Source organism: Nocardioides sp. FY1077 (assembly GCF_058681775.1).
Window position 1 is genome coordinate 69,310 of sequence record NZ_JBZWDB010000002.1, and the last position, 24,600, is coordinate 93,909.

23 protein-coding genes are annotated in these 24,600 nt (G+C 73.4%); 18 read left to right on the forward strand and 5 right to left on the reverse strand.

Annotated features, from left to right (window positions below; all coding sequences use genetic code 11):
* Positions 1–12: 12 nt before the first annotated feature.
* The 3 genes from AC4OR8_RS05245 to AC4OR8_RS05255 are packed head-to-tail and all read right to left on the reverse strand — an operon-like array spanning position 13 to position 2,575.
* Positions 13–873: an NAD(P)H-binding protein gene (locus tag AC4OR8_RS05245; protein ID WP_492164486.1), complete on the reverse strand. Its 861-nt coding sequence runs from the start codon at positions 871–873 to the stop codon at positions 13–15.
* Positions 870–2,066 carry a cytochrome P450 gene (locus AC4OR8_RS05250; RefSeq protein WP_492164487.1) on the reverse strand — a complete coding sequence of 399 codons (1,197 nt, stop codon included), beginning with the start codon at positions 2,064–2,066 and terminating at the stop codon, positions 870–872. Before AC4OR8_RS05250 ends, AC4OR8_RS05245 begins: the two co-directional genes overlap by 4 nt.
* Entirely contained in the window at positions 2,063–2,575 is a 513-nt protein-coding gene (locus AC4OR8_RS05255; RefSeq protein WP_492164488.1) for a GNAT family N-acetyltransferase, read from the reverse strand. The genes AC4OR8_RS05250 and AC4OR8_RS05255 overlap by 4 nt, the downstream gene beginning before the upstream one ends.
* Before the next feature lie 39 nt (positions 2,576–2,614).
* Between AC4OR8_RS05255 and AC4OR8_RS05260 the strand changes: the two genes are divergently transcribed.
* A complete protein-coding gene (locus AC4OR8_RS05260; protein ID WP_492164489.1) occupies positions 2,615–3,250 on the forward strand; it encodes an MBL fold metallo-hydrolase in 636 nt (211 codons plus the stop codon).
* A 28-nt stretch (positions 3,251–3,278) separates the two neighbouring features.
* On the opposite strand, the gene AC4OR8_RS05265 is transcribed toward AC4OR8_RS05260, so the two are convergent.
* The gene (locus AC4OR8_RS05265) at positions 3,279–4,604 is read right to left on the reverse strand and encodes an isochorismate synthase (RefSeq protein WP_492164490.1); all 1,326 of its coding nucleotides are present in this window, start codon (positions 4,602–4,604) and stop codon (positions 3,279–3,281) included.
* 60 nt (positions 4,605–4,664) lie between these two features.
* On the opposite strand from AC4OR8_RS05265, the gene AC4OR8_RS05270 reads away from it, so the two are divergent.
* Complete coding sequence (locus AC4OR8_RS05270) at positions 4,665–5,297, forward strand: hypothetical protein (RefSeq protein WP_492164491.1); 633 nt, start codon at positions 4,665–4,667, stop codon at positions 5,295–5,297.
* A gap of 30 nt (positions 5,298–5,327) precedes the next feature.
* Here the strand turns inward: AC4OR8_RS05270 and AC4OR8_RS05275 are convergent, their stop codons facing one another.
* Positions 5,328–6,257 carry a L,D-transpeptidase family protein gene (locus tag AC4OR8_RS05275; protein WP_492164492.1) on the reverse strand — a complete coding sequence of 310 codons (930 nt, stop codon included), beginning with the start codon at positions 6,255–6,257 and terminating at the stop codon, positions 5,328–5,330.
* A 176-nt stretch (positions 6,258–6,433) separates the two neighbouring features.
* Between AC4OR8_RS05275 and AC4OR8_RS05280 the strand changes: the two genes are divergently transcribed.
* The 16 genes from AC4OR8_RS05280 (at position 6,434) to AC4OR8_RS05355 (ending at position 24,597) form a co-directional block, all read left to right on the forward strand.
* Complete coding sequence (locus AC4OR8_RS05280; RefSeq protein ID WP_492164493.1) at positions 6,434–7,123, forward strand: demethylmenaquinone methyltransferase; 690 nt, start codon at positions 6,434–6,436, stop codon at positions 7,121–7,123.
* Between the two features lie 233 nt (positions 7,124–7,356).
* Positions 7,357–7,716 (forward strand): NADH-quinone oxidoreductase subunit A, encoded by a 360-nt coding sequence (locus AC4OR8_RS05285; RefSeq protein WP_492164494.1) that lies wholly within the window; start codon positions 7,357–7,359, stop codon positions 7,714–7,716.
* Between the two features lie 142 nt (positions 7,717–7,858).
* On the forward strand, positions 7,859–8,413 hold the full coding sequence (locus AC4OR8_RS05290; protein WP_492164495.1) for a NuoB/complex I 20 kDa subunit family protein: 555 nt from the start codon (positions 7,859–7,861) through the stop codon (positions 8,411–8,413).
* Positions 8,410–9,168, forward strand: a complete 759-nt coding sequence (locus AC4OR8_RS05295; protein ID WP_492164496.1) for an NADH-quinone oxidoreductase subunit C — start codon at positions 8,410–8,412, stop codon at positions 9,166–9,168. The genes AC4OR8_RS05290 and AC4OR8_RS05295 overlap by 4 nt, the downstream gene beginning before the upstream one ends.
* 22 nt (positions 9,169–9,190) lie before the next feature.
* Positions 9,191–10,531, forward strand: coding sequence for an NADH-quinone oxidoreductase subunit D (locus AC4OR8_RS05300; protein WP_492164497.1), 1,341 nt, complete (start codon positions 9,191–9,193; stop codon positions 10,529–10,531).
* Positions 10,528–11,322 carry an NADH-quinone oxidoreductase subunit NuoE gene (gene nuoE / locus AC4OR8_RS05305; RefSeq protein WP_492164498.1) on the forward strand — a complete coding sequence of 265 codons (795 nt, stop codon included), beginning with the start codon at positions 10,528–10,530 and terminating at the stop codon, positions 11,320–11,322. The genes AC4OR8_RS05300 and nuoE overlap by 4 nt, the downstream gene beginning before the upstream one ends.
* Positions 11,323–11,381: 59 nt before the next feature.
* Positions 11,382–12,695 carry an NADH-quinone oxidoreductase subunit NuoF gene (gene nuoF / locus AC4OR8_RS05310; protein WP_492165304.1) on the forward strand — a complete coding sequence of 438 codons (1,314 nt, stop codon included), beginning with the start codon at positions 11,382–11,384 and terminating at the stop codon, positions 12,693–12,695.
* Positions 12,692–15,151 (forward strand): NADH-quinone oxidoreductase subunit G, encoded by a 2,460-nt coding sequence (locus tag AC4OR8_RS05315; RefSeq protein WP_492164499.1) that lies wholly within the window; start codon positions 12,692–12,694, stop codon positions 15,149–15,151. Before nuoF ends, AC4OR8_RS05315 begins: the two co-directional genes overlap by 4 nt.
* Positions 15,148–16,479, forward strand: coding sequence for an NADH-quinone oxidoreductase subunit NuoH (gene nuoH / locus AC4OR8_RS05320; protein ID WP_492164500.1), 1,332 nt, complete (start codon positions 15,148–15,150; stop codon positions 16,477–16,479). Before AC4OR8_RS05315 ends, nuoH begins: the two co-directional genes overlap by 4 nt.
* Positions 16,479–17,147 (forward strand): NADH-quinone oxidoreductase subunit NuoI, encoded by a 669-nt coding sequence (gene nuoI, locus AC4OR8_RS05325; RefSeq protein ID WP_492164501.1) that lies wholly within the window; start codon positions 16,479–16,481, stop codon positions 17,145–17,147. The genes nuoH and nuoI overlap by 1 nt, the downstream gene beginning before the upstream one ends.
* Positions 17,144–17,974 (forward strand): NADH-quinone oxidoreductase subunit J, encoded by an 831-nt coding sequence (locus AC4OR8_RS05330; protein WP_492164502.1) that lies wholly within the window; start codon positions 17,144–17,146, stop codon positions 17,972–17,974. The genes nuoI and AC4OR8_RS05330 overlap by 4 nt, the downstream gene beginning before the upstream one ends.
* Complete coding sequence (nuoK, locus tag AC4OR8_RS05335) at positions 17,974–18,273, forward strand: NADH-quinone oxidoreductase subunit NuoK (RefSeq protein WP_492164503.1); 300 nt, start codon at positions 17,974–17,976, stop codon at positions 18,271–18,273. The genes AC4OR8_RS05330 and nuoK overlap by 1 nt, the downstream gene beginning before the upstream one ends.
* Positions 18,274–18,296: 23 nt before the next feature.
* Positions 18,297–20,228 carry an NADH-quinone oxidoreductase subunit L gene (nuoL, locus tag AC4OR8_RS05340; RefSeq protein ID WP_492164504.1) on the forward strand — a complete coding sequence of 644 codons (1,932 nt, stop codon included), beginning with the start codon at positions 18,297–18,299 and terminating at the stop codon, positions 20,226–20,228.
* Positions 20,228–21,991: an NADH-quinone oxidoreductase subunit M gene (locus AC4OR8_RS05345; protein WP_492164505.1), complete on the forward strand. Its 1,764-nt coding sequence runs from the start codon at positions 20,228–20,230 to the stop codon at positions 21,989–21,991. Before nuoL ends, AC4OR8_RS05345 begins: the two co-directional genes overlap by 1 nt.
* A 3-nt stretch (positions 21,992–21,994) precedes the next feature.
* Positions 21,995–23,587, forward strand: a complete 1,593-nt coding sequence (gene nuoN, locus AC4OR8_RS05350) for an NADH-quinone oxidoreductase subunit NuoN (protein ID WP_492164506.1) — start codon at positions 21,995–21,997, stop codon at positions 23,585–23,587.
* On the forward strand, positions 23,584–24,597 hold the full coding sequence (locus AC4OR8_RS05355) for a polyprenyl synthetase family protein (protein WP_492164507.1): 1,014 nt from the start codon (positions 23,584–23,586) through the stop codon (positions 24,595–24,597). The genes nuoN and AC4OR8_RS05355 overlap by 4 nt, the downstream gene beginning before the upstream one ends.
* Positions 24,598–24,600: the final 3 nt, after the last annotated feature.

A 24,600-nucleotide genomic window follows, 5' to 3' on the forward strand; every position in this document is an offset into this window, starting at 1 on the left:
GAGGCGGGGCGATCAGCCCTGCAGCGCCTGCTCGAGGGTGCGGGGGTCGCGGCCGGTGACGCGGCGCACGTCGTCGGTGACCTCGGCGCACGACCCGTCGGCGATGGCGGTGTAGGTGCTGACCCAGGCGTCGAGCTGCCAGTCCGGCACGTCGTGGGCGGCGCGGCGCGAGGCGTAGGCCTCCTCGAGCGTCTCGTGGTGGAAGCGCAGGTCGCGCCCGAGCACGGCGCCGGCGCGCGTCGCCACCTCGTCCAGCGTGAGCGCCTCCGGCCCGGTGAGGGTGTACGTCGCGCCGGCGTGCGGGTCGGGGTCGCGCAGCACGGCGGTGGCGACGTCGGCGACGTCGGCGCGGGCCACCGCGGCGACCCGTCCCTCGCCGGCGGGGCCTCGGACGACGCCCTCGGCGTCGGCGAAGAGCGGGAGCACGTCGGCGTAGAAGTTGTCGCGCAGCAAGGTCCACGCCATGCCCGACTCGCGGATCGCGACCTCGGTGTCGTGGTGGTCGCGACCCAGGGTGAAGGTGGCCTCGGGTGCGGCGCCGGAGAACGAGGTGTAGACGACGTGGCGCACCCCGGCGTCGGCGGCGGCCCGCACGAACGTGCGGTGCTGCGCACGGCGCTCGCGGTCCTCGGAGGCCGAGACCATCAGCAGCGTCTCGACCCCGCGCAGCGCCTCCACCGACGCGGCGTGGTCGGCGTAGGTGCACTCGCGCACGTCGCAGTCGACGTCGGGCGCGCGGGCCGCGTCGCGCACGAGCATGCGCAGGTCGAGGCGGAAGTCGGCGCCGGCCAGCGCGCGCACCACCAGGCCGCCCACCGCCCCGGTGGCGCCGGTGACGCCGATCGTGCGCTGGCTGGTCTGGGGGCTGGTCATGGGCGGTCCTCGGGTCGGAAGCGGATGGGGAACTCCAGGGGGCCGGTGTTGCCGGAGACCGGCATCCAGCGGCCCGGGCCGTCGGGGCGGGCGTCGGGCATCCGACGGGCCAGCAGCGGCAGCGCGACGGCCAGGTCGGTGCGGGCGACGGCGTGGCCCAGGCAGTGGTGGACCCCCGCGCCGAAGCCGTGGTGGGGCGGGCGCTCGCCGCGCGCCTGCGCCTCGATGTCGAACCCGGGCACGGCCACGGCCGCGGGGTCGGTGCCCGCGGCGTGCGAGAGCACCTGCACGATGCCACCGGCCGGCACCCGCAGGCCGTGCAGGTCGACGTCGACGAGCGCCTCGCGGGTCACCCAGGTGACCGTCGGGTTGACCCGCATGACCTCCTCCACGGCCGCGGCGCCGAGGTCGGGGCGCTCGGCCAGCAGCCGCCACTGGTCGGGGTGCGCCAGCAGCGTCTGCAGGGCCAGCCCGAGCTGGTTGCGGGTGGTCTCCATGCCGGCGAAGGCGAGGAAGACCAGGGCGACCCCGAGCTCGCGGGAGGACAGCCGCTCCCCGTCGTCGCTGGCGCGCACCAGCGTGGTGACCAGGTCGTCGCGCGGGTGGGCCCGCCGGTCGGCCACCACCTCGTCGACGTAGGAGGTGAGGCCGGCCAGCGCCGCCTCGATGCGGGGCAGCTGCGCGGCGACGTCGACGGAGAACGACGCCCCGAGGTCGTCGGCCCAGCGGGCGACCTGGGGCCACCGGTCCTCGTCGAGACCGAGCAGGAGGCAGATGATGTGGGCGGCGTACGGCTCGGCGAAGTCGTGCACCAGCTCGACCCGGCCGGTGGGGGCGAACCCGTCGACCAGCTCGTCGGCCAGGGCCCGGAAGCGCGGCACCATCGCGTCGACCGCCTTCTTGCGGAACGCCGGCACCATCAGCCGGCGCAGCCGGGCGTGGTCGTCGCCCTCCAGGCTGAGCAGCGTCTCGGCCCACCAGTCGGAGAACAGCCCGGAGTGGATGCCGTTCTGCCCGGGCCAGCGTGCGTTGCCCTGCGCGAAGCGGCGGTCCTTCAGCACCTCGGCCGCCTCGGCGTGGCGCAGGACGGCCCACCCCCAGGTGGTCTCGACGTACCAGTCGCGCTCGCGCGCCTCGAGCACGGTCGGCGAGGTCACGTCGAAGGTCGGGTCGCCGAGGTCGAGCACGCTCACGTGCCGGCCCGCAGCATCCGCACGTGGCGACCGTCGTCGAGCTCGTCCTCGGTGCCGTCGAGGCGGAAGCCCTGGCGCTCGTAGAAGCCGATCGCGCGCTCGTTGCCGGCGAGCACCCACAGGTAGGCGGCGCGGTCGCCGATCGCCGCCCGCAGCAGCGTGTGGCCGACGCCGGTGCCCCAGCGCCGGGCCCGGACGTAGAGCGACCACAGCTCGGTCGGGGTGTCCACGTCGTTGTCGCGTCCCGGGCCGGCGCTGGCGAAGCCCACCAGCTCCTCGCCCTCGGGCCCCTCCTCGACGGCCAGCCACAGCGGCTCGGCCCGCTCCCCGCGCAGGATGGTGCTCCACCGCTCGACCCGGCCGGCCACGTCGGCGCGACGCTCGTCGAGCACCCGCTGGTCCATCAGGCCGGTGTAGGCGTCGTCCCACACGTCGAGGTGCAGGTGGGCCAGCGCCTCGGCGTCCTCGGGGGTGGCGTGGCGCAGCACGACGTCGGGTCGGGGGCTCATCGCGCCATCGTAGGGACCCTGCGGCACTACCGTGGCGCCATGCGTCTCACCAAGCACGGGCACGCCTGCGTCCGCATCGCGCACGGCGGCACCACCGTCGTGATCGACCCCGGCGCGTTCACCGCGCCCGGCGCCGTCGACGGCGCCGACGTCGTCCTGCTCACCCACGAGCACCCCGACCACTACCTCGTCGACCACCTGCGCCGCACCGACGCACGAGTCGTCACCGTGGCCGCGGTGGCGGCGCGGATGCGCGACGAGGCGCCCGACGTCGCCGAGCGGCTCACCGTGGTCGCCCCCGGCGACGAGCTCGACGTCGGGCTGCCGGTGCGGGTGGTGGGGGAGCGGCACGCCGTGATCCACCCCGAGCTGCCCCGCGTCGACAACAGCGGGTACGTCGTCACCTGCGGCGACCAGCGGGTCTACCACCCCGGCGACGCGCTCACCGGCCCCGGCGAGCACGTCGACGTGCTGCTGTGCCCGGTGAGCGCCCCCTGGCTGAAGGTGTCCGAGGCCATCGACTTCGCCCGCGACGTGGCCGCCCCCCGGGTGCTGGCGATCCACGACGCGATCTACTCCGAGGTGGGCCTGGGCGTCGTCGACGGCCACCTCGACCGGTTCCTGTCGCCGCGCGGGCAGACCTACGTCCGCCGCGGTGCCGGCGAGGACCTCTGAGCGCCCGGCCCGCCCGTGGGGTCCCGGGTCAGCCGGCGCTGACGGCGTCGCGCACCGGCACGAACTTGGCCTGCGCCTCGGCCAGCTCCGACTCGGGCGCGGAGTCGCCGACGATCCCGCAGCCGGCGAACAGGCGCACGGTCGCGCCGTCGACCGAGGCCGAGCGCAGCGCGATGCCCCACTCGCCGTCGCCTGAGGCGTCCATCCAGCCCACCGGCGCGGCGTAGCGGCCGCGGTCCATGCCCTCGATCTCCTCGATCAGGGCGGTGGCGGCCGCGGTGGGGGTGCCGCCGACGGCGGCCGACGGGTGCAGCGCCTCGGCCAGCTGCAGCGACGACACCGTGGCGGCGTCGTGCACCACGCCGGCGACGTCGGAGGCGAGGTGCATGACGTTCGGCAGGTGCAGGACGAACGGCGCCTCGGGCACGTTCATCGACGAGCAGTGCGGCTCCAGCGCGTCGGCGACCGAGCGCACGGCGTACTCGTGCTCCTCCAGGTCCTTCGACGACCGGGCCAGCTTGGCGGCCAGCGCCAGGTCGCGCTGGTCGTCGCCGCTGCGCCGGATCGTGCCGGCCAGCACCCGCGACGTCACCAGACCGCGCTCGCGGCGCACCAGCATCTCGGGGGTGGCACCGAACATGCCGTCGACGTGGAACGTCCAGCACATCGGGTAGTCCTCGGCCAGGCGCCGCAGCGGCCACCGCACGTCGACCGGCTCGCTGGCGGTGGCCAGCAGGTCGCGGGCCAGCACCACCTTCTCCAGGTCGCCGGCCGCGATGCGGGCCACGGCGTCGGCCACGACCGCCATCCAGCGCTCGCCGTCGAGCGCCCCGTCGACGAAGGTGACCCCCACCGGGGGACGCGGCACGTCGGCGGGCACGAGGCGGACGTCGCTCGCCCCGGGCTCGTCGGCGGGGCCGACGGTGGTGACCCACGCCCGGTCGCCGCGTCGACCGACGACCACCGCCGGCACGACCAGCACCGAGCCGGCGGACGCGCCGGGGTCGCCGGGGCCGCTGGGACCACGGGGCTCGTCGGCGAAGGTGAACGAGCCGAAGCACACCGGGCCGGTGCCGGGCTCCTCGACGTCGTCGGCGACCTCGCAGCGCGCGACCAGCTCCGTCCACCACTTCGCGGCGTCGGCGAAGCGGGTGGGGCCGTCGGTGCGCACCTCGGCGGCCACGCCCCAGCCGACCAGGCCCTCGCCGCGGCGCAGCCAGGTGACGGGGCGGTGTGCGGGGAGCAGGGCGAGCAGGTCGTCGACGGCGTCGGCGGCGACCGCGACGGTGCGGGCCACCAGGGGGCCGGCGACCCGGGGGTCCCCGGTCGCACCGGGCGTCGTACCACTGCTCACGTCGCCGAGCGTACTCAGCCGCCGGTCGGTCGCGACCCGGACGTGGGTAACGTCACCGGGGTGACCACCACTCCCACGATCGTCCGCAGCCGGGTGCTCGGCGTCCTCGGCGGCGCCGTCCTCCTGGCCCTCCTCATCGTCTTCGCCGTGGTGCTGCCGCGCGCCGACGGCGGCTCCGCGAGCGGCTCGGCCGCCCTGCCCGACGAGCTGCCGGGCGGGCTGCGGGCGCTCGACCTCGGCGACATCGAGCCCACCGAGGAGCGCACCGCGGAGCAGGTGGCCGAGGTGGCCGAGCGCCAGGTGGGCCTGCAGGACTCCGCCGCGGAGCGGCTCGAGGAGCTCTACGACACCACGGCGCAGGTGCGCACCTACGCCGACGCCGAGCTGCAGGCCCAGGCCGCGGTGGCGGTCGTCGACGTGCCCGCCGGGCTGTTCCTGCCCGGTGCGCTGCCGGTCGACCCGGGCCTGCTGGGCCTCACGCGCAACGCCTCCGACCTGCAGCGGGTCGGCGACGCGGTGTGCGAGCTGACCTGGGGCCAGCCCGTCGCGGAGGGCCAGGAGGTCCCCGAGGGCGACCCCTCGTCGGTCACCTGCCAGCTCGACGGCGACGAGGCGACGTACTGGATCCAGGGCGGCGGCCTCAGCGCCGAGGAGGCCGCGGCGGTGCTCGACGACATCGCTGCCGCGGCCTGACCCCGGGACGAGGGCAGCGCGCGACCCGGCTCAGGACCAGTACACGACGACGTCGTCGCCGACCTGCACCTGGGCGAAGAGCGCGGCGACGCCGGCCTCGTCACGGATGTTGACGCAGCCGTGGGAGGCGCCGGCGTACCCGACGGCGGCGAAGTCGGGCGAGTAGTGCACGGCCTGGCCGCCGGAGAAGAACATGGCGTAGGGCATCGGGGTGTCGTAGAGGCTCGACACGTGGTCGCGGTTCTTCAGGGTGACCTGGAACGCACCGTCGCGGGTCGGGGTGGCCGCGCCGCCGAAGCGGGCGTCGAGGGTGGTGAGCACCTCGCCGTCGACCACCCAGCGCAGCGTGCTCGACGACTTGTCGACGCACAGGACCCGGCCGGTGAGGCACCGCGGGTCGAGCGGCGCGGCCGGCTGCGTGGCGTCGGTCGACGGGTCGAGCCCGCTCAGCTCGGCGGCGCTGGGCTCGGTCGTCATCGCGAGCAGCCGGTCCTGCGTGCGCCCGTCGACCTCGCCGGTCACCGGGATCTCGCGCTTGGCCTGGAACCCGCTCACCGCGGCCTCGGTGACCTCGCCGTAGAAGCCGGTGACGCCCGCGTCGAACCAGTCGACCTGCGCGAGCCGTGCCTGCAGCTCGCGCACCGCGTCGCCCTCGTCGCCGGGGGTGAGCAGGGCGGGTCCGGGCACGAGCTCCGGGGCCGGCCGAGGTGCCGGTGCGGGGGCCGGCGTGGGCCGGACTGGCGGCGTGCGCCGGGCCACGGGCGAGGGCCGGGCCCCGGGGACGTCGGCCCGCGGGGCCTGCGCGGCCTGCGGGGCCGGGGTGGCCACCGCGCCGCTGCGGTCGGGCCGGTCTCGACCCAGCCCGACCGCGAGGGCGGAGGCCCCGAGGAGCACGGCGACCCCGAGCGCGAGGACGACGACCAGGGCGAGGCGGCGGGCGGGTGTCCGGGCGGGTGACATGGCGGGTCCTCCGGGAGGGGCCGGTGCGGCCGGCGGGTGGGGCCGACGGGTGCCGGTCACCTGGGAGACGCCCCAGCAGCCCGCTTGGTTGCACCGCCCGCGCATCCGGCCCCCGTTCACGGCCGGGCGCCGGAGCCGGATCGGCCGGGGGAGGGGCCACCGCCTAACCTCGGGGTGTGGCCCGTGCGCAGCTCGACAAGCAGCCCTCCGACGTCCGACGGATGTTCGACACCGTCGCCCGTCGCTACGACGTCACCAACGACGTGCTGTCGTTGGGCCAGGACCGCCGCTGGCGCCGTGACGTGATCGACGCCGTCGCGCCGGTCGCCGGCGAGCGGGTGCTCGACCTCGCGGCCGGCACCGGCACGTCGAGCGAGCCGTTCCACGACCGTGGCGCCACCGTCGTGCCGTGCGACTTCTCCCTCGGCATGCTGCGGGTCGGCAAGCAGGCCCGCCCCCACCTGCCCTTCACCGCCGGCGACGGCACCCGCCTGCCCTTCGGCGACGCCACCTTCGACGCGGTGACCATCTCCTTCGGCCTGCGCAACATCGTCGACCCGCTGGCCGGGCTGCGCGAGCTGCGTCGGGTCACCCGGCCCGGCGGGCGCCTGGTCGTCTGCGAGTTCAGCCACCCCACCTGGGTGCCGCTGCGCACGGTCTACCTCGAGTACCTGATGAAGGCGCTGCCGCCCGTGGCGCGCACGGTCTCGTCGGCCCCCGACGCCTACGTCTACCTCGCCGAGTCGATCCGCGCCTGGCCCGACCAGCAGGGGCTGGCCGACCTCGTCGCGGAGGCCGGCTGGGCCGGCGTCGAGTGGCGCAACCTGAGCGGCGGCATCGTCGCCCTGCACCGCGCCACCGCCTGACGCCGGTCCGTCGGCCCGGCAATTACGGCACGCCGTCGTGACGTAACTGCGCAGGTCAGCGCACTGTCGGGGCCCTGGTGTGGTCTGGGACACCCCGGGTCGCCACACCCGAAAGGGAGTGGCAGTATGTGTTCCGCGCCACTTAGTGATTCTCTTCACAAGGCCACAAGCGGGCCCGCGGAGCATCACCCGGACCGGCGCGGACGACCCCGACGGAGACGGAAGGCCCGGCCATGGAGCTCTACACCCCGGTGCTGGTGCTGGCCCTGCTGGCAGCAGGGTTCGCCGTGTTCTCCGTCGCGGTCAGCACGCTGACCGGGCCCAAGCGCTACAACCGCGCCAAGCTCGACTCCTACGAGTGCGGCATCGAGCCCACTCCGCAGCCCGTCGGCGGTGGCCGCTTCCCGGTGAAGTACTACATCACCGCGATGCTCTTCATCGTCTTCGACATCGAGATCATCTTCCTCTACCCCTGGGCCGTGCACTTCGACGCCATGGCGCTCTTCGGGCTGGTCGAGATGGTCATCTTCATCGCCACCGTGTTCGTCGCCTATGCCTACGTGTGGCGACGCGGCGGCCTCGAATGGGATTGAGCGCCGCCATGCGCGCACATCGCCAGCGTTGTCGTCGGTCGACGGCCGCTCCGCTGCGCTCCGCTGAAGGCCGCCTTCCCTCCTCCGCCTTGGCGCTGCGCGCGCCTGGCGACGCTCAACCGCTGCAGAGAGGACCGTCCTGATGGGTATCGAGGAGAAGCTGCCGAGCGGCGTCCTGCTGACGACCGTCGAGGGCGTCGCGGGCTACATGCGCAAGGCGTCGTTCTGGCCGGCCACCTTCGGCCTGGCCTGCTGCGCCATCGAGATGATGACCAGCGGCGGCCCCAAGTACGACCTCGCCCGCTTCGGCATGGAGGTCTTCCGCGCCAGCCCGCGCCAGGCCGACCTGATGATCGTGGCGGGCCGGGTGAGCCAGAAGATGGCGCCGGTGCTGCGCCAGATCTACGACCAGATGGCCGAGCCCAAGTGGGTGCTGGCCATGGGCGTGTGCGCCAGCAGCGGCGGCATGTTCAACAACTACGCGATCGTGCAGGGCGTCGACCACGTCGTGCCGGTCGACATGTACCTGCCCGGCTGCCCGCCGCGCCCCGAGATGCTCATCGACGCCATCCTCAAGCTCCACGACCAGGTGCAGGCCACCAAGCTCGGCGCCAACCGCAAGGCCCAGATCGTCGAGCTCGAGGCCGAGGCCCGCGCCGCGCTGCCGACCTCCGACATGCGGGGCCTGCTGCGATGAGCCCCGAGGAGCCCACGCAGGGCGGCGCCCGGGGCGCGGTCGAGCAGCCCGCCACCGACCAGAGCCCCGAGAACCTCCCCTCGCCCCCCGACGGTCCGGGCGTGCGCCGTGCCGGCGAGCGCCGGGGCATGTTCGGGGTCAAGGGCACCGGCGACACCAGCGGGTACGGCGGCCTGCGCGCGGCGACCACCTACCCCGCGCTGAGCGCGCGGCCCTACGGCGGCTGGTTCGACGAGGTCGCCGACGCCCTCGAGTCCGCGAGCGCCGCCGCCGGCCTCGCGCCCGCGGTCGAGGGCGTCGTCGTGCACCGCGGCGAGATCACCTTCCACGTGCGCCGCGACGACCTGCTCGCGCTGGCCCGGCTGCTGCGCGACGACCCGCGGCTGCGCTTCGAGCTGCTCTCCGGTGTCAGCGGGGTGCACTACCCCGCCGACAGCGGGCGCGAGATGCACGTCGTCCACCACCTGCTGTCGATGACCCACAACCGGCGCATCCGCCTCGAGGTGTCCGTGCCCGACACCGACGCCCGCCTGCCCTCGGTGGTGCCGGTCTACCCGACCGCCGACTGGCACGAGCGCGAGACCTACGACATGTTCGGCATCGTCTTCGAGGGCCACCCGTCGCTGACCCGCATCCTGATGCCCGACGACTGGCCGGGCCACCCGCAGCGCAAGGACTACCCGCTCGGCGGCATCCCGGTCGAGTACAAGGGCGGCTCCGTGCCGCCCCCCGACCAGCGCCGGTCCTACACCTGATGGCCCCCCGGGAGACGCAGCGATGACCACGCAGGACGACATGTACGCCGGCACCAGCGAGACCACCGAGGGGCGGGTCTTCACCGTCACCGGCCAGGACTGGGACCAGATCGCCGACGGCCTGGCCGAGGACGCCGAGGAGCGCGTCGTGGTCAACATGGGCCCGCAGCACCCCTCGACCCACGGCGTGCTGCGGCTCATCCTCGAGCTCGAGGGGGAGACGGTCACCGAGGCCCGCTGCGGCATCGGCTACCTGCACACCGGCATCGAGAAGAACATGGAGTACCGCTCCTGGGTGCAGGGCGTCACGTTCTGCACCCGGATGGACTACCTCAGCCCGTTCTTCAACGAGGCGACGTACGTGCTCGGCGTGGAGCGGCTGCTCGACATCGAGGACCAGGTGCCGGAGAAGGCCCGGGTCATGCGGGTGCTGCTCATGGAGCTCAACCGGATCTCCTCCCACCTGGTGGCCATCGCCACCGGCGGCATGGAGATCGGCGCGCTGACGGTGATGACCATCGGCTTCCGTGAGCGCGAGCTGGTGCTCGACCTGTTCGAGCTGATCACCGGCCTGCGGATGAACCACGCGTTCATCCGCCCCGGCGGGGTCGCCCAGGACCTTCCCGACGGCGCCCTCGACGACGTCGCGGCCTTCGTGGCCCTGATGAAGAAGCGGCTGCCCGAGTACGCCGCGCTGTGCAACGCCAACCCCATCTTCAAGGCCCGCCTCGAGGGCGTGGGCCACCTCGACCTCGAGGGCTGCCTGGCCCTGGGGCTCACCGGCCCCCCGCTGCGCGCCAGCGGCTACCCGTGGGACCTGCGCAAGACCCAGCCCTACAGCGGCTACGAGGACTACGACTTCGACGTGCAGACCTGGGACACCGCCGACGCCTACGGCCGCTTCCGGGTGCGCCTGGCCGAGATGTGGGAGTCGCTGCGCATCGTCGAGCAGGCCGCGGCCCGCCTCGCCGACCTCGAGGGCGCGCCGGTGATGGTCGGCGACAAGAAGATCGCCTGGCCCAGCCAGCTGGCGATCGGCTCCGACGGCATGGGCAACAGCCTCGAGCACATCCGCCACATCATGGGTGAGTCGATGGAGGCGCTGATCCACCACTTCAAGCTGGTCACCGAGGGCTTCCGGGTGCCGGCCGGCCAGGCGTACGTGCCGGTCGAGTCGCCCCGCGGCGAGCTCGGCGCCCACGTGGTCTCCGACGGCGGCACCCGCCCGTTCCGCGCGCACTTCCGCGACCCGTCGTTCACGAACCTGCAGGCCACCAGCGTGATGAGCGAGGGCGGCATGGTCGCCGACGTGATCGTCGCGATCGCCAGCATCGACCCCGTCATGGGAGGCGTCGACCGATGAGCATCACCCAGGAGACCTACGACGAGCTCACCGCGATCGCGGCGCGCTACCCCGAGGCCCGCTCGGGGCTGCTGCCGATGCTGCACCTCGTGCAGTCGGCCCAGGGGCGGGTCACCCCGGAGGGGATCCAGACCTGCGCCGACATCCTCGGCCTCTCCGCCGCCGAGGTCAGCGGGGTCGCCACCTTCTACACGATGTACAAGCGCAAGCCGGTCGGCGACTACCACGTCGGGGTCTGCACCAACACGCTGTGCGCGGTGCTCGGCGGCGACGAGATCCTGGCCCGACTGCAGGACCACCTCGGCGTCGGCAACGACGAGACCACCGCCGACGGCACGATCAGCCTCGAGCACGTCGAGTGCAACGCGGCCTGCGACTACGCCCCGGTGATGATGGTCAACTGGGAGTTCATGGACGACATGACGCCCACCTCGGCCGTCGACCTGGTCGAGGACCTGCGGGCGGGCCGCGAGGTCCGCTCCACCCGCGGCGCCCGCATCTGCACCTGGCGCGAGGCCGAGCGGGTGCTCGCCGGCTTCCCCGACGGCCGCGCCGACGAGGGCCCCTCCGCGGGGCCGTCGTCGCTGGCGGGGCTCACGATCGCCCGCGAGCGCGGCTGGGGCGCCCCGGCGTCCGCCACGGCGCAGGCCGACCACCAGGACGTGCCGGAGGAGCGCGGCGAGGAGCTCGCCGCGGCACGGACCTCCGACGACCACCAGGCCGAGCAGGCCGTGGTGGAGGAGAAGAGCGGCACCAGCGAGACCGCCGCGGAGAAGGGAGAGGCCCAGTGAACGCCTCAGTGAACAGCCCCGTGGCCACCACGGCACCCGAGCCGGGCGGCAGCCCGGCGATCGACACGCTGACGCCCGTGCTGACCGACAACTGGGACGCCGAGCGCAGCTGGACCCTGGCCTCCTACGAGCGCCAGGACGGCTACCAGGCGCTGCGCCGCGCGCTGACGATGACCCCCGACGACGTGATCACCGCGGTCAAGGACTCCGGGCTGCGCGGCCGTGGCGGCGCGGGCTTCCCCACCGGCATGAAGTGGGGCTTCATCCCCCAGGACAACCCCAAGCCCAAGTACCTCGTGGTCAACGCCGACGAGTCGGAGCCGGGCACCTGCAAGGACGTCCCGCTGATGATGGCCAGCCCCCACACCCTCGTGGAGGGCGTGATCATCAGCTCCTTCGCCATCCGCGCCCACACCGCGTTCATCTACATCCGCGGCGAGGTGCTCCACGTCGTGCGCCGGGTGCAGGCCGCGGTCGCCGAGGCGTACGCCGCAGGCCACCTCGGCAAGGACATCCACGGCTCGGGCTTCGACCTCGACGTGGTGGTGCACGCCGGGGCCGGTGCCTACATCTGCGGGGAGGAGACCGCGCTGCTCGAGGGGCTCGAGGGCCGCCGGGGCCAGCCGCGGCTGCGCCCGCCGTTCCCCGCGGTCGCCGGGCTCTACGCCAGCCCCACGGTGATCAACAACGTGGAGTCGATCGCCTCGGTGCCGAGCATCGTGCGCCACGGCGCCGACTGGTTCTCCTCGATGGGCACCGAGAAGTCGAAGGGCTTCGGCATCTTCTCGCTCTCGGGCCACGTCACCCGGCCCGGGCAGTACGAGGCGCCGCTCGGCATCACCCTGCGCGAGCTCGTCGACCTCGCCGGCGGCATCCGCGAGGGCCACCGGCTGAAGTTCTGGACGCCCGGCGGGTCGTCCACGCCGCTGCTCACCGACGAGCACCTCGACCTCCCGCTGGACTTCGAGGGGATGGCCGCGGCCGGCACCATGCTCGGCACCCGCGCCATCCAGCTCTTCGACGAGACCACGTGCGTGGTGCGCGCGGTGCTGCGCTGGACGGAGTTCTACAAGCACGAGTCGTGCGGCAAGTGCACGCCGTGCCGCGAGGGCACCTGGTGGCTGGTGCAGACCCTTGCCGCGCTGGAGCGCGGCCAGGGCACCGAGGCCGACCTCGACCTGCTGCTCGACCAGTGCGACAACATCCTGGGCCGCTCGTTCTGCGCCCTCGGCGACGGCGCCACGAGCCCGGTGTCGAGCTCGATCAAGCACTTCCGCGAGGAGTACCTCGACCACCTGCGCCACGGCGGGTGCCCGTTCGACGCGGCCGCCTCCACCGTGTGGGCCCGCGAGAGCGTCGGGGCCGGACGATGACGACCACCCCCTCGACGTCGCAGGCACCGGCCGTCGTCACGCCGCCCGACCTCGTCACCGTCACCATCGACGGCATCCAGGCGAGCGTGCCGCGCGACACCCTGGTCATCCGTGCCGCCGAGCAGGTCGGCGTGCAGATCCCCCGCTTCTGCGACCACCCGCTGCTGGCCCCGGTGGGGGCGTGCCGCCAGTGCCTCGTCGAGGTGCCGGACGCCGGCAACGGCCGCGGGTTCCCGAAGCCGCAGGCCTCCTGCACCCTGCCCGTGGCCGACGGCATGGTGGTCAGCACGCAGCTGACCAGCGAGGTCGCCGACAAGGCCCAGCAGGGCGTGATGGAGTTCCTGCTGGTCAACCACCCCCTCGACTGCCCGGTGTGCGACAAGGGCGGGGAGTGCCCCCTGCAGAACCAGGCGATGAGCAACGGCCGTGGCGAGTCGCGCTTCACCGGCTCCGGCTCGGGCGGGGTCAAGCGCACCTTCCCCAAGCCGATCAACCTCTCCCCGCAGGTGCTGCTCGACCGGGAGCGCTGCATCGTGTGCCAGCGGTGCACCCGCTTCGCCGAGGAGATCCCCGGCGACCCGTTCATCGCGCTGGTCGAGCGCGGCGCCCAGCAGCAGATCGGCATCGCCGAGGGTGCGCCGTTCCTGTCGTACTTCTCCGGCAACACCATCCAGATCTGCCCGGTCGGCGCGCTCACCTCGCAGTCCTACCGGTTCCGCTCGCGCCCCTTCGACCTGGTCTCCACGCCGTCGGTCGCCGAGCACGACGCGTGCGGCTCGGCGGTGCGCGTCGACCACCGTCGCGGCAAGGTCGTGCGCCGCCTGGCCGGCAACGACCCCGAGGTCAACGAGGAGTGGATCACCGACAAGGACCGCTTCGCCTTCACCTACGCCACGCAGCCCGACCGGCTCGCCTACCCGCAGGTCCGCGACACCGACGGCTCGCTGCGCCCGGCGTCGTGGCCCGAGGCCTTCGCGGTGGCCGCCCGGGGGCTGGCCGCCGCAGGACGGGCGGCGGTGCTCACCGGCGGTCGGCTGACCGCCGAGGACGCCTACGCCTACGCCAAGCTCGCCCGCGTGGGCTTGCGCACCAACGACGTCGACTTCCGCGCCCGGCCGCACTCCGCCGAGGAGGCGTCGTTCCTGGCCGCCCACGTCGCGCTCACCGGCCCCGACGACGGCGCGGTGACCTACGCCGACCTGGAGGCCGCCTCGTCGGTCGTGCTGGTCGGGTTCGAGCCCGAGGAGGAGGCCGGCGCGGTGTTCCTGCGGCTGCGCAAGGCCACCCGCCGCGGGCTGCGCGTGGTGGCGCTGGCGCCGTTCACCACCCGCGGCCTGGCCAAGCTCGACGCCACCGTGCTGCGCACCCGACCCGGTGACGAGCCGGAGGCGCTGCGCTCGCTGCTGGGCCACGCCGACCACGGCGTCGACGCGCGCGCGGTCGTGCTGCTCGGCGAGCGCCTGGCCGGCGTGCCCGGGGCGCTCAGCGCCGCCGTCGAGCTGGCCGCGAAGACCGGTGCCCGGCTGGCCTGGGTGCCGCGCCGCGCCGGCGACCGCGGCGCGGTGGAGGCCGGCTGCCTGCCGGGCCTGCTGCCCGGCGGCCGACCCGTCGCCGACGCCGCCGCCCGCGTCGACCTCGCCGCCACCTGGGGCGTGCCGTCCCTGCCCGAGGCACCGGGCCGCGACGCCGACGCGATCGTGGCCGCCGTGCTCGCCGGTGAGGTGGGCGGCCTGCTCGTGGGCGGCGTCGACCCCGACGACACCACCGACCCCGCCGCCACCCGCCGTGCGCTCGAGGCGGCGTCGTTCGTGGTGTCGCTGGAGCTGCGCGAGAGCGACGTGACCCGCGTGGCCGACGTCGTGCTGCCGGTGGCCCCGGTGACCGACAAGGCCGGCACCTTCGTCACCTGGGAGGGGCGCACGCGTCCCTTCGAGGCCGTGCTGGCCACCGCCGGCTCGCTGCCCGACCTCCGGGTCCTCGCCGGCATCGGCGAGGAGCTCGCCGCCCTCGGCCACGGCGTCCCGCTGGGCTTCCGCACGGTGGCCGAGGTGCGCGCCGAGATGGCCGAGGTCGGCCCCTGGGACGGCGCGCGCGCCCCGTTCGAGGCCGTCGCCGCGCCGGCGTCCCCGGCTGCCCGGGCCGGTCGGCAGGCCGCTCCCGGCATGCTGCTGGCCACCTGGAAGCAGCTGCTCGACCTCGGCTCGATGCAGCACGGCGACGAGCACCTCGCCGCGACGGCGCGCGCCGCGGTGGCGCTGGTGCCCCGCGCGGTGGTCGAGGCCCTCGGGCCGGTGGTCACCGTCACCGGTGACCGCGGTGCGGTGACGCTGCCGGCCCAGGTCGCCGACCTGCCCGACGACGTGGTGTGGGTGCCGACGCGCTCCACCGGCCGCGGCGTGCTGGCCGACCTCGCCTCCCCGGGCAGCCGGGTCACCGTGACAGGAGCAGCCCAGTGAGTCCCGACGACCTCTCCGCCTTCGGGCAGGACCCGTGGTGGCTGGTGCTCGGCAAGGCCGTCGCCATCTTCGTGGTGCTGGTGCTGCTGACCCTGTTCAACATCTGGTGGGAGCGGCGGGTCGTGGCCCGCATGCAGCACCGCATCGGCCCCAACCGCAACGGCCCGTTCGGCCTGCTGCAGTCGCTGGCCGACGGCGTGAAGCTGGCGCTGAAGGAGGACCTGATCCCCAAGGCCGCCGACAAGGTGGTCTTCGTGATCGCGCCCGTGCTGGCGGTGATCCCGGCGTTCGTCACGTTCTCGGTGATCCCGTTCGGCCCCGTGGTCGGCCTGCCCTTCACCGACCGCACCACCCCGCTGCAGCTCACCGACATGCCCGTGGCCGTGCTGTTCGTGATGGCGATCGCCTCGGTCGGCATCTACGGCATCGTGCTCGGCGGCTGGTCGAGCGGCTCGACGTACTCGCTGCTCGGCGGGCTGCGCTCCAGCGCCCAGATGATCTCCTACGAGGTCGCGATGGGCCTGGCGCTGGTCGCGGTGTTCCTCTACGCCGGCTCCATGTCGACCTCGCAGATCGTCGCGGCCCAGGAGGACGTCTGGTTCGGGCTGATCCTGCTGCCGTCGTTCGTCATCTACGTCATCGCGATGGTGGGGGAGACCAACCGCGCGCCGTTCGACCTCCCCGAGGCCGAGGGCGAGCTGGTCGGCGGCTTCCACACCGAGTACTCCTCGCTGAAGTTCGCGCTGTTCTTCCTCGCCGAGTACATCAACATGGCCACTGTCTCGGCCGTGGCCACCACGCTGTTCCTCGGCGGCTGGCGTGCGCCGTTCGGCCTGGAGCGGGTCTGGGACGGCGCCAACGAGGGCTACGTGCCGCTGGTGTGGTTCTTCGCCAAGATGCTGGTCTTCATCTTCTTCTTCATCTGGCTGCGCGGCTCGCTGCCGCGGCTGCGCTACGACCAGTTCATGGCGTTCGGCTGGAAGGTGCTCATCCCGATCGCGCTGATCTGGACGGTGGCGGTCGCCACCATGCGCCTGGCCCGCAACGAGAACTGGTTCGCCGAGCTGCGCGACCCCGTCAGCCTCGCGATCGCCGTCGGCATCGCCGTGCTGCTCGTCGCCGCGCTCTTCTTCATCACCGGCTCCCCGGAGCCCGAGCCGACCGTCAGCCACACCGAGGCCCGGCCCGGCGGCTTCCCCGTGCCGCCGATGCCGACCGGCGGCGCCCGCCGCGGTGCCGCTGCCCCCCTCACGTTCGAGACCGGGACGTCGACCCCGCCGACCCCGGCCCCCGCCACGGTCCCCGCAGGTGCGGGGGAGGAGAACTGATGCCGCCGTCCAGTCCCACCCAGGGCCCCGCCGACGACCCGACCCGCGGTCCCACCGGCCCGGAGGGCAGGCCCACCCTGAAGGAGCAGTTCTGGGACCCCGTCGCCGGCTTCGGCGTCACGTTCCGCACGATGTTCCGCAAGGTGGTCACCGAGCAGTACCCCGAGGACAAGCAGCCCACCGCGCCCCGCTTCCACGGTCGCCACCAGCTCAACCGCTGGCCCGACGGCCTGGAGAAGTGCATCGGTTGCGAGCTGTGCGCCTGGGCCTGCCCCGCCGACGCGATCTACGTGGAGGGCGCCTCCAACACCGACGCCCCCGTGGACGGGGAGGACTCCGGGCGGTTCAGCCCCGGCGAGCGCTACGGCCGCGTCTACCAGATCAACTACCTGCGCTGCATCCTGTGCGGGCTGTGCATCGAGGCGTGCCCCACCCGGGCGCTGACGATGACCAACGAGTACGAGCTGGCCGACGACAACCGCGCCGACCTGATCTACGAGAAGTCCGACCTGCTGGCCCCGCTGCTGCCCGGCATGGAGCAGCCGCCCCACCCGATGCGCCTCGGCGACGACGAGGGCGCCTACTACCGCGGCGCCACCGGCGCGCCCGCCCCCACCGCGGCACCCACCGGCGGGTCCACCGCGGCTCCCGCAGGGGAGCACGCATGATCGCCTTCTGGGCCCTGGCCCCGGTGATGGTGCTGGCCGCGCTCGGCATCCTGTTCGTGCGCAAGGCCGTGCACGCCGCCCTGCTGCTCGCGGTGGTGATGGTCAGCCTGGCCGTGCTCTACGCCGCCCTCGACGCGCCGTTCCTGTTCGCGGTGCAGATCATCGTCTACACCGGCGCGATCCTGATGCTGTTCCTCTTCGTGCTGATGCTGGTGGGCGTCGACGCCTCCGACTCCGTCGTCGAGACCATCCGCGGGCAGCGGGTGCTCGCCGTGGCCGGCGGGCTGCTGCTCGGGGCCCTGCTGGTCACCGGCATCGGCCAGCTGACCCTCGGCACCGTCGTGGGCCTCGACGAGGCCAACTCCGGCGGCAACATCGAGAACCTCGCCAACATCCTGTTCAGCCGCTACGTGTTCGCCTTTGAGACCACCAGCGCGCTGCTGATCACCGCCGCCGTCGGCGCGATGGTGCTGGCCCACCGCGAGCGGCTGACGCCCAAGGCCACCCAGGCCGCGCGGGCCGACCAGCGGGTGCGCGACTTCACCGACAAGGGCACCCACCTCGGGCCGCTGCCCTCTCCCGGGGTCTACGCCCGCCACAACGCCGTGGACACCCCGGCGCTGCTGCCCGACGGCACCCCGGCGCCCGACTCGGTGTCGCGGGTGCTGGCCAGCCGCGGCACGATCCGCTCCGCTCCCGCGCTCGCCGACGACATCGAGCAGGTCCGCCGCTCGGTCGAGGGCCCGCCCGGAGGCGCCTCCGGTGTCGGCCCCGCCCCCAGCGGCCACGACACCGAGCAGCGCGCGCACGAGGAGGACGGACGCTGATGGAGACCATGCCCTACGTCGTGCTCTCCGCGATCCTGTTCACCATCGGCACGATCGGGGTGCTCACGCGCCGCAACGCCATCGTGGTGTTCATGTGCGTCGAGCTGATGCTCAACGCCGGCAACCTGGCGCTGGTCGCCTTCGCCCGCCAGCACGGCAACCTCGACGGGCAGGTCGCGGCGTTCTTCGTCATGGTCGTCGCCGCGGCCGAGGTCGTCGTCGGGCTGGCCATCATCATGACCATCTTCCGCACCCGTCGCTCGGCCTCGGTCGACGACGCGAGCCTGCTGAAGTACTGAGAACAGGACCGGTGACTTCGCCGATGTACCTCATGTCCGAGGGTGGCCACAGCATCCCCGTGGTCGCCCCCCTCGAGGCCGACGGTGCCCTCTCGTTGGTGTGGCTGGTGATCGCGCTGCCGCTGGCCGGCGCCGCGATCCTGCTCCTGGGCGGGCGCGCCACCGACCGGTGGGGCCACCTGCTCGGTACGGCCACCGCGCTGGGCTCGTTCGTCACCAGCGTGGTGCTGTTCCTCCAGCTCCTCGGTCGCGGGGAGGAGGAGCGCCAGGTCGGCCTGCGGCTGTGGGAGTGGATGGAGGTCGGCGGGTTCTCCGTCGGCATGGACCTGCTCTACGACCCGCTGTCGGCGCTGTTCCTGCTGCTGATCACCGGTGTCGGCACCCTCATCCACGTCTACTCCATCTCCTACATGGAGCACGACCCCCGCCGGCGCCGCTTCTTCGCCTACCTCAACCTCTTCGTCGCCGCGATGCTCGTGCTGGTGCTGGCCGAGAACTACGTCGTGCTGTTCCTCGGCTGGGAGGGCGTCGGCCTGGCCTCCTACCTGCTGATCGGGTTCTGGCAGCACAAGCCGTCGGCGGCGGCCGCGGCCAAGAAGGCGTTCGTGATCAACCGCGTCGGCGACATCGGGCTCAGCCTCGCCATCGCCCTGATGTTCGTCACCTTCGGCACCGCCTCGTTCACCGGCGTGAGCGAGCTGGCCTCGGGTGCCAGCGAGGCCACGCTGACCACCCTCGGCGTGCTGCTGCTCCTCGGGGCCTGCGGCAAGTCGGCGCAGGTGCCGCTGCAGGCCTGGCTGCTCGACGCGATGGAGGGCCCCACCCCGGTCTCGGCGCTCATCCACGCCGCCACCATGGTCACCGCCGGGGTCTACCTGGTGGTGCGCTCCAACTTCGTCTTCGAGCTCGCCCCCCACGCCCGCACCGCGGTGGTCGTCGTGGCCACCGTGACGCTGCTGTGGGGCGCGGTCATCGGGTGCGCCCGCGACGACATCAAGAAGGTGCTGGCCGGCTCCACGATGAGCCAGATCGGCTACATGATGCTCGCCGCCGGCCTGGGCGTGTACGGCTACGCGTTCGCGATCTTCCACCTGATCACCCACGGCTTCTTCAAGGCCAACATGTTCCTCGGCGCCGGCTCGGTGATGCACGGCATGGACGACGACGTCGACATGCGCCGCTACGGCGCGCTGCGCGCGGCGATGCCGGTCACCTTCCTCACCTTCGCGATGGGCTACCTCGCGATCATCGGGTTCCCGCTGTTCTCCGGCTTCTGGTCCAAGGACAAGATCATCGAGACCGCGCTCGTCGAGAGCCCGGTCGCCGGGGTGTGTGCGCTCATCGGGGCCGGGGTCACCGGCTTCTACATGACCCGGCTGATGCTGATGACGTTCTTCGGCGAGAAGCGCTGGAAGGACGGCGTCCACCCGCACGAGTCGCCGTCGCTGATGACCGGCCCGCTGGTCGTCCTCGCGGCGCTCTCGGTGCTGGGCGGCCTGCTCTACCTCGGGCACTGGATCGTCGACTGGCTCTCGCCTGTGGTCGGCGAGGCCCCCGAGCACGAGCCGCCGGTGCCGGCGATCTTCATCACCCTGCTCGTCCTCGCCGTCGTGGCGGCCGGCGTGGCCACGGCGTTCCTGGTCGTCGGGCGCCGCCCGGTGCCGGCCACCGCGCCGCGCGACGTCTCGTTCGCGACCCGCGCCGCCCGCGCCGACCTGTACGGCGACGCCGTCAACGACCGCCTCGTCGTGCGGCCCGGCACCCGCCTGGTCGGCGGCCTGCTCGCCTTCGACCGTCGCGGTGCGGACGGGTTGTTCAGCGGGGGAGGCCGGTTCGTCGGCGCGGTCGGCGGCCAGCTGCGCCGCGTGCAGAACGGCTTCGTGCGCTCCTACGCCCTGTCGGTGCTCGCCGGCGTCCTGATCGTCGTGCTCGCCCTCCTGGTGGTGAACCTGTGATGACCGACCTCCCCTGGCTGACAGTCCTGGTGCTGGTGCCGCTCGTTGGCGCCGTCGCCCTGGCCCTCCTGCCGCTCGCCGCGACCCGGGCCAAGCAGCTCGGCCTCGCGGTCGCGCTGCTGACCCTCGGCCTCGCCGTGGCGGTGGCGGTGCAGTTCGACGTCGACGGCGGCATGCAGCTCACCGAGACCCACGACTGGATCTCCGCCTTCGGCGTGCACTACGCGCTCGGCGTCGACGGCCTGGGCCTGCTGCTGATCCTGCTCACCGCGGTGCTGGTGCCGGTCGTGCTGCTCGCGGCCTGGCCCGACGCCGACGCCACCGGGTCCGCCGACGGGCCCACCCACGAGCACGACGACGACCCCGAGGCCCACGGCCGCGGCAGCGCCCGGGCGTTCGTGGCCTGGACGCTGGCGCTGGAGAGCCTGTCGCTGGCGGTCTTCGCCGCCACCGACGTGTTCCTCTTCTACGTCGTCTTCGAGGCCACCCTCATCCCGGCCTACTTCCTGGTCGGCGGCTTCGGCCGCGACGGCCGCAGCGCCGCCGCGTTGAAGTTCCTGATGTTCCAGCTCGCCGGCGGCCTCGTGCTGCTCGGCTCGGTCATCGGGCTCTACGTCGTCTCCGCGCAGCAGGGCACCCCGTCGTACCTGCTCTCCGACCTCGAGCAGCTCGACATCGGCACCGAGGCCGGCCGCTGGCTGTTCCTCGGCTTCTTCATCGCGTTCGCGGTCAAGGCGCCGCTGTTCCCGCTGCACACCTGGCTGGCCGACACCACCGAGAAGGCGACCCCGGCGACCAGCGTGCTGCTGGTCTGCGTGCTCGACAAGATCGGCACCTTCGGCATGCTGCGCTTCTGCCTCGGGCTGTTCCCCGAGGCCTCGCGCTGGGCGACCCCCGTGGTGGTCGCCCTGGCGCTCGTCTCGATCGTCTACGGCGCGCTCATCGCGATCGGCCAGGACGACCTGCTGCGCCTGATCGGGCTGACCTCGCTGAGCCACTTCGGCTTCATCACCCTCGGCATCTTCGTGCTGAACACCCAGGGCGGCTCGGGCGCGGTGCTCTACATGGTCAACCACGGCCTCGGCACCGCCGCGCTGTTCCTGGCCGCCGGGTTCGTGATCCGGCGACGGGGCACCGCCCTGATCAGCCAGATGGGCGGGGTCGAGAAGGTCACCCCGGCGCTGGCCGGCCTGTTCCTGGTCGCCGGCCTGGCCACCCTGGGCCTGCCCGGCCTGAGCACCTTCGTCTCGGAGTTCCTGGTGATCATCGGTGCCTTCCAGTACCGGTGGTGGGTCGGTGCGATCGCCGTCACCGGCATCGTCCTGGCCGCCATCTACGTGCTGTGGGCCTACCAGCGGGCGATGACCGGGCCCACCGTGCCGGCGCTGCCCGGCGGCGAGCACCCGGTGGAGCACGACGCCGACCACGACCCCGCCGACCACACCGGCCACGACGGCCACGACACGGGCCACCCGGTGCACCGCACCGGCGGCGCCACGGCGGTCACCACCGCCACCCGCCCCACCCGGGCCACGGGCACGACGGGCACGACCCGGCGCGACCTGTCGTTGCGCGAGGGCGTGGTGCTGGCCCCGCTGGTGGCGGGGCTGGTGCTGTTCGGCTTCTACCCCGCGCCCCTGCTCGAGACCGCCAACCCGTACGTCGGGTCGCTGCTCGAGCGGGTCGGGGTCGACGACGACGCCCCCACCGTCACCTCCCCGGCGTCCGAGACCGCCGAGACCTCCTCCGAGGAAGGCCGCTAGCCCATGGACTCCGTCGACTTCGTCAAGCCCAGCCTCGACTACGCGACCATCTGGCCGATCCTCCTGGTCCTCGGCGTGGCCGCCCTCGGGGTGGTGGTCGAGGCGTTCCTGCCGCGCGGGCGCCGCTTCCTCGCCCAGACCGTGCTGGCCCTGGCCGGCCTGGTCGGTGCCCTGGTCGGCACGGTGCTGGTCGGCCTCGACCTCACCGAGGTCGGCGGGGGCGCCGCCCGCGGTGCGATCACCGCGGGCGGCACGCTCGTGGTGGACGGCCCGGCGGTCTTCCTGTGGGGGCTCATCCTGGTCTTCGCCATCGGCGGGGTGCTCCTGTTCGCCGAGAGGCGCCTCGAGGGCGGCGTCTCGGCCTTCGCCGGGCAGGCCGCGGCGCTGCCCGGCACCGAGGCGGAGCGGCAGGCCCAGGGCCTCGACCACACCGAGGTCTACCCGCTGATGATGTTCGCCGTCGCGGGCATGCTGATCTTCCCGACCGCGGGCGACCTGCTGACGATGTTCGTGGCGCTCGAGGTGCTCTCGCTGCCGCTCTACCTGCTCTGCGGCCTGGCCCGTCGCCGGCGCCTGCTCAGCCAGGAGGCGGCGCTCAAGTACTTCCTGCTGGGTGCCTTCTCCTCGGGCATCTTCCTGTACGGCGTCGCGCTGACCTACGGTTTCGCGGGCTCGATGGACCTGACCGCGATCGACCTCGCCGTGCGCTCCGACACCGGCAACGACACGCTGCTGGCCCTCGGCATGGGCCTGCTCGCGGTGGGCCTGCTGTTCAAGGTGGGTGCGGTGCCGTTCCAGTCGTGGACCCCCGACGTCTACCAGGGCGCACCGACCCCGGTGACCGCCTTCATGGCGGCCGGCACGAAGATCGCGGCGTTCGGCGCCATCCTGCGGCTGTTCTACGTCGCCTTCGGCTCCGACCGCTGGACCTGGCAGCCGATGCTGTGGGTCGTGGCGATCCTGACCATGGTGGTCGGCGCCGTGCTGGCGATCTCGCAGACCGACGTCAAGCGGATGCTCGCCTACTCCTCCATCGCCCACACCGGCTTCCTGCTGACCGGGGTGCTCGGCGTGCAGAGCAGCGCCGACCTCGCCGACGGCGAGGTGACCTCGATGCAGGCGATCCTCTTCTACCTCACCGCCTACGGCTTCTCGATGGTCGCGGCGTTCGCGATCGTGACGCTGGTGCGCGACTCCTCCGGCGAGGCCACCGCCTTCGACCGGTGGGCCGGGCTGGGACGGCGCTCGCCGTGGGTGGCCGGGGCGTTCGCGTTCCTGCTGCTGTCGATGGCCGGCATCCCGCTGACCGGCGGCTTCGTCGGCAAGTGGGCGGTCTTCACCGTCGCCTTCTCGGCCGGGGCGTGGCCGGTGGTGCTGGTGGCGATCTTCTCCAGCGTCGTGGCGATCTACTTCTACGTGCGCCACATCCGGCTGATGTTCTTCACGATGCCCACCGACGCCTCCGCGTCGGTGGTGACCCCGTCGCTGCTCACCTCCGCCACGATCGCCGTCGGTGTGCTCGCCACCGTCCTGCTGGGCGTGGTGCCCGGCCCGGTGCTCGACCTCGCCGGCCATGCAGGACAATTCATCAGGTGACGTCTCCTCCTGCTCCGGCCGGCCTGGCGCTCCCGGTGACCGACGCCGCCCTGGCCGCTCGCCTGCGGGACCGGATGGCGGCGGTGGAGGGCCTGCTGGTCGGCCACGTCGAGGGCCGCACGGCGTACGTCTCGCAGGCCGCGCGCCACCTGCTCGACGCCGGCGGCAAGCGCATCCGCCCGCTGCTGGTCCTGCTGGCCGCCGAGGCCGGGCCCCGCCCCGACGCCGACGAGGTGCTGACCGCTGCCTGCGTCGTGGAGATCACCCACCTCGGCTCGCTCTACCACGACGACGTGATGGACGAGGCTGCGCTGCGCCGCGGTGCGGTGTCGGCCAACGCCCGCTACGACAACCTGGTCGCCATCCTCACCGGCGACTTCCTGTTCGCCCGCTCCTCCGAGCTGACCGCCACGCTGGGTGCCGACGCCGTGCGGATCCAGGCCGAGACGTTCACCCGCCTCGTCGAGGGCCAGATCATGGAGACCGTCGAGCCCGGCCCCGACGAGGACCCGCTGGGCCACTACCTCGACGTGGTCGCCGGCAAGACCGGCTCGCTGATCGCCACCTCCGCGCGCTACGGCGCCCGCTTCAGCGGCGCCCCCACCGACGTCGAGCTGGCCCTGGAGGCGTACGGCGAGATCGTCGGCTGCGCCTTCCAGCTCGCCGACGACATCCTCGACGTGGCCTCCGACTCCCAGGAGTCGGGCAAGACCCCCGGCACCGACCTGCGCGAGGGCGTGCCGACGCTGCCGGTGCTGCTGGCCCGTGCGTCGGTCGATCCCGCCGACGCCCGGCTGCTCGAGCTGCTCGACGCCGACCTCGCCCACGACGACGTCCTGCACGCCGAGGCGCTCGCACTGCTGCGCGCCCACCCGGCCATGGACGAGGCCCGCGCCTACGTGCTGGCCCAGGCCACCGAGGCCAAGGCGCTGCTCGGGGTGCTGCCCGCCGGGCCGGTCCGCGAGGCGCTGGAGGCCTTCGCCGACCTCGTCGCCGTCCGCACCGCCTGACGC

Bases quoted from the DNA above. Each gene is read 5' to 3' on its own strand.
- AC4OR8_RS05245 (WP_492164486.1), bottom strand. From the start codon at position 873: ATGACCAGCCCCCAGACCAGCCAGCGCACGATCGGCGTCACCGGCGCC.
- AC4OR8_RS05255 (WP_492164488.1), bottom strand. From the start codon at position 2,575: ATGAGCCCCCGACCCGACGTCGTGCTGCGCCACGCCACCCCCGAGGAC.
- AC4OR8_RS05260 (WP_492164489.1), top strand. From the start codon at position 2,615: ATGCGTCTCACCAAGCACGGGCACGCCTGCGTCCGCATCGCGCACGGC.
- AC4OR8_RS05275 (WP_492164492.1), bottom strand. From the start codon at position 6,257: ATGTCACCCGCCCGGACACCCGCCCGCCGCCTCGCCCTGGTCGTCGTC.
- AC4OR8_RS05285 (WP_492164494.1), top strand. From the start codon at position 7,357: ATGGAGCTCTACACCCCGGTGCTGGTGCTGGCCCTGCTGGCAGCAGGG.
- AC4OR8_RS05290 (WP_492164495.1), top strand. From the start codon at position 7,859: ATGGGTATCGAGGAGAAGCTGCCGAGCGGCGTCCTGCTGACGACCGTC.
- AC4OR8_RS05295 (WP_492164496.1), top strand. From the start codon at position 8,410: ATGAGCCCCGAGGAGCCCACGCAGGGCGGCGCCCGGGGCGCGGTCGAG.
- AC4OR8_RS05300 (WP_492164497.1), top strand. From the start codon at position 9,191: ATGACCACGCAGGACGACATGTACGCCGGCACCAGCGAGACCACCGAG.
- nuoE (WP_492164498.1), top strand. From the start codon at position 10,528: ATGAGCATCACCCAGGAGACCTACGACGAGCTCACCGCGATCGCGGCG.
- AC4OR8_RS05315 (WP_492164499.1), top strand. From the start codon at position 12,692: ATGACGACCACCCCCTCGACGTCGCAGGCACCGGCCGTCGTCACGCCG.
- nuoI (WP_492164501.1), top strand. From the start codon at position 16,479: ATGCCGCCGTCCAGTCCCACCCAGGGCCCCGCCGACGACCCGACCCGC.
- AC4OR8_RS05330 (WP_492164502.1), top strand. From the start codon at position 17,144: ATGATCGCCTTCTGGGCCCTGGCCCCGGTGATGGTGCTGGCCGCGCTC.
- nuoK (WP_492164503.1), top strand. From the start codon at position 17,974: ATGGAGACCATGCCCTACGTCGTGCTCTCCGCGATCCTGTTCACCATC.
- nuoL (WP_492164504.1), top strand. From the start codon at position 18,297: ATGTACCTCATGTCCGAGGGTGGCCACAGCATCCCCGTGGTCGCCCCC.
- AC4OR8_RS05345 (WP_492164505.1), top strand. From the start codon at position 20,228: ATGACCGACCTCCCCTGGCTGACAGTCCTGGTGCTGGTGCCGCTCGTT.
- nuoN (WP_492164506.1), top strand. From the start codon at position 21,995: ATGGACTCCGTCGACTTCGTCAAGCCCAGCCTCGACTACGCGACCATC.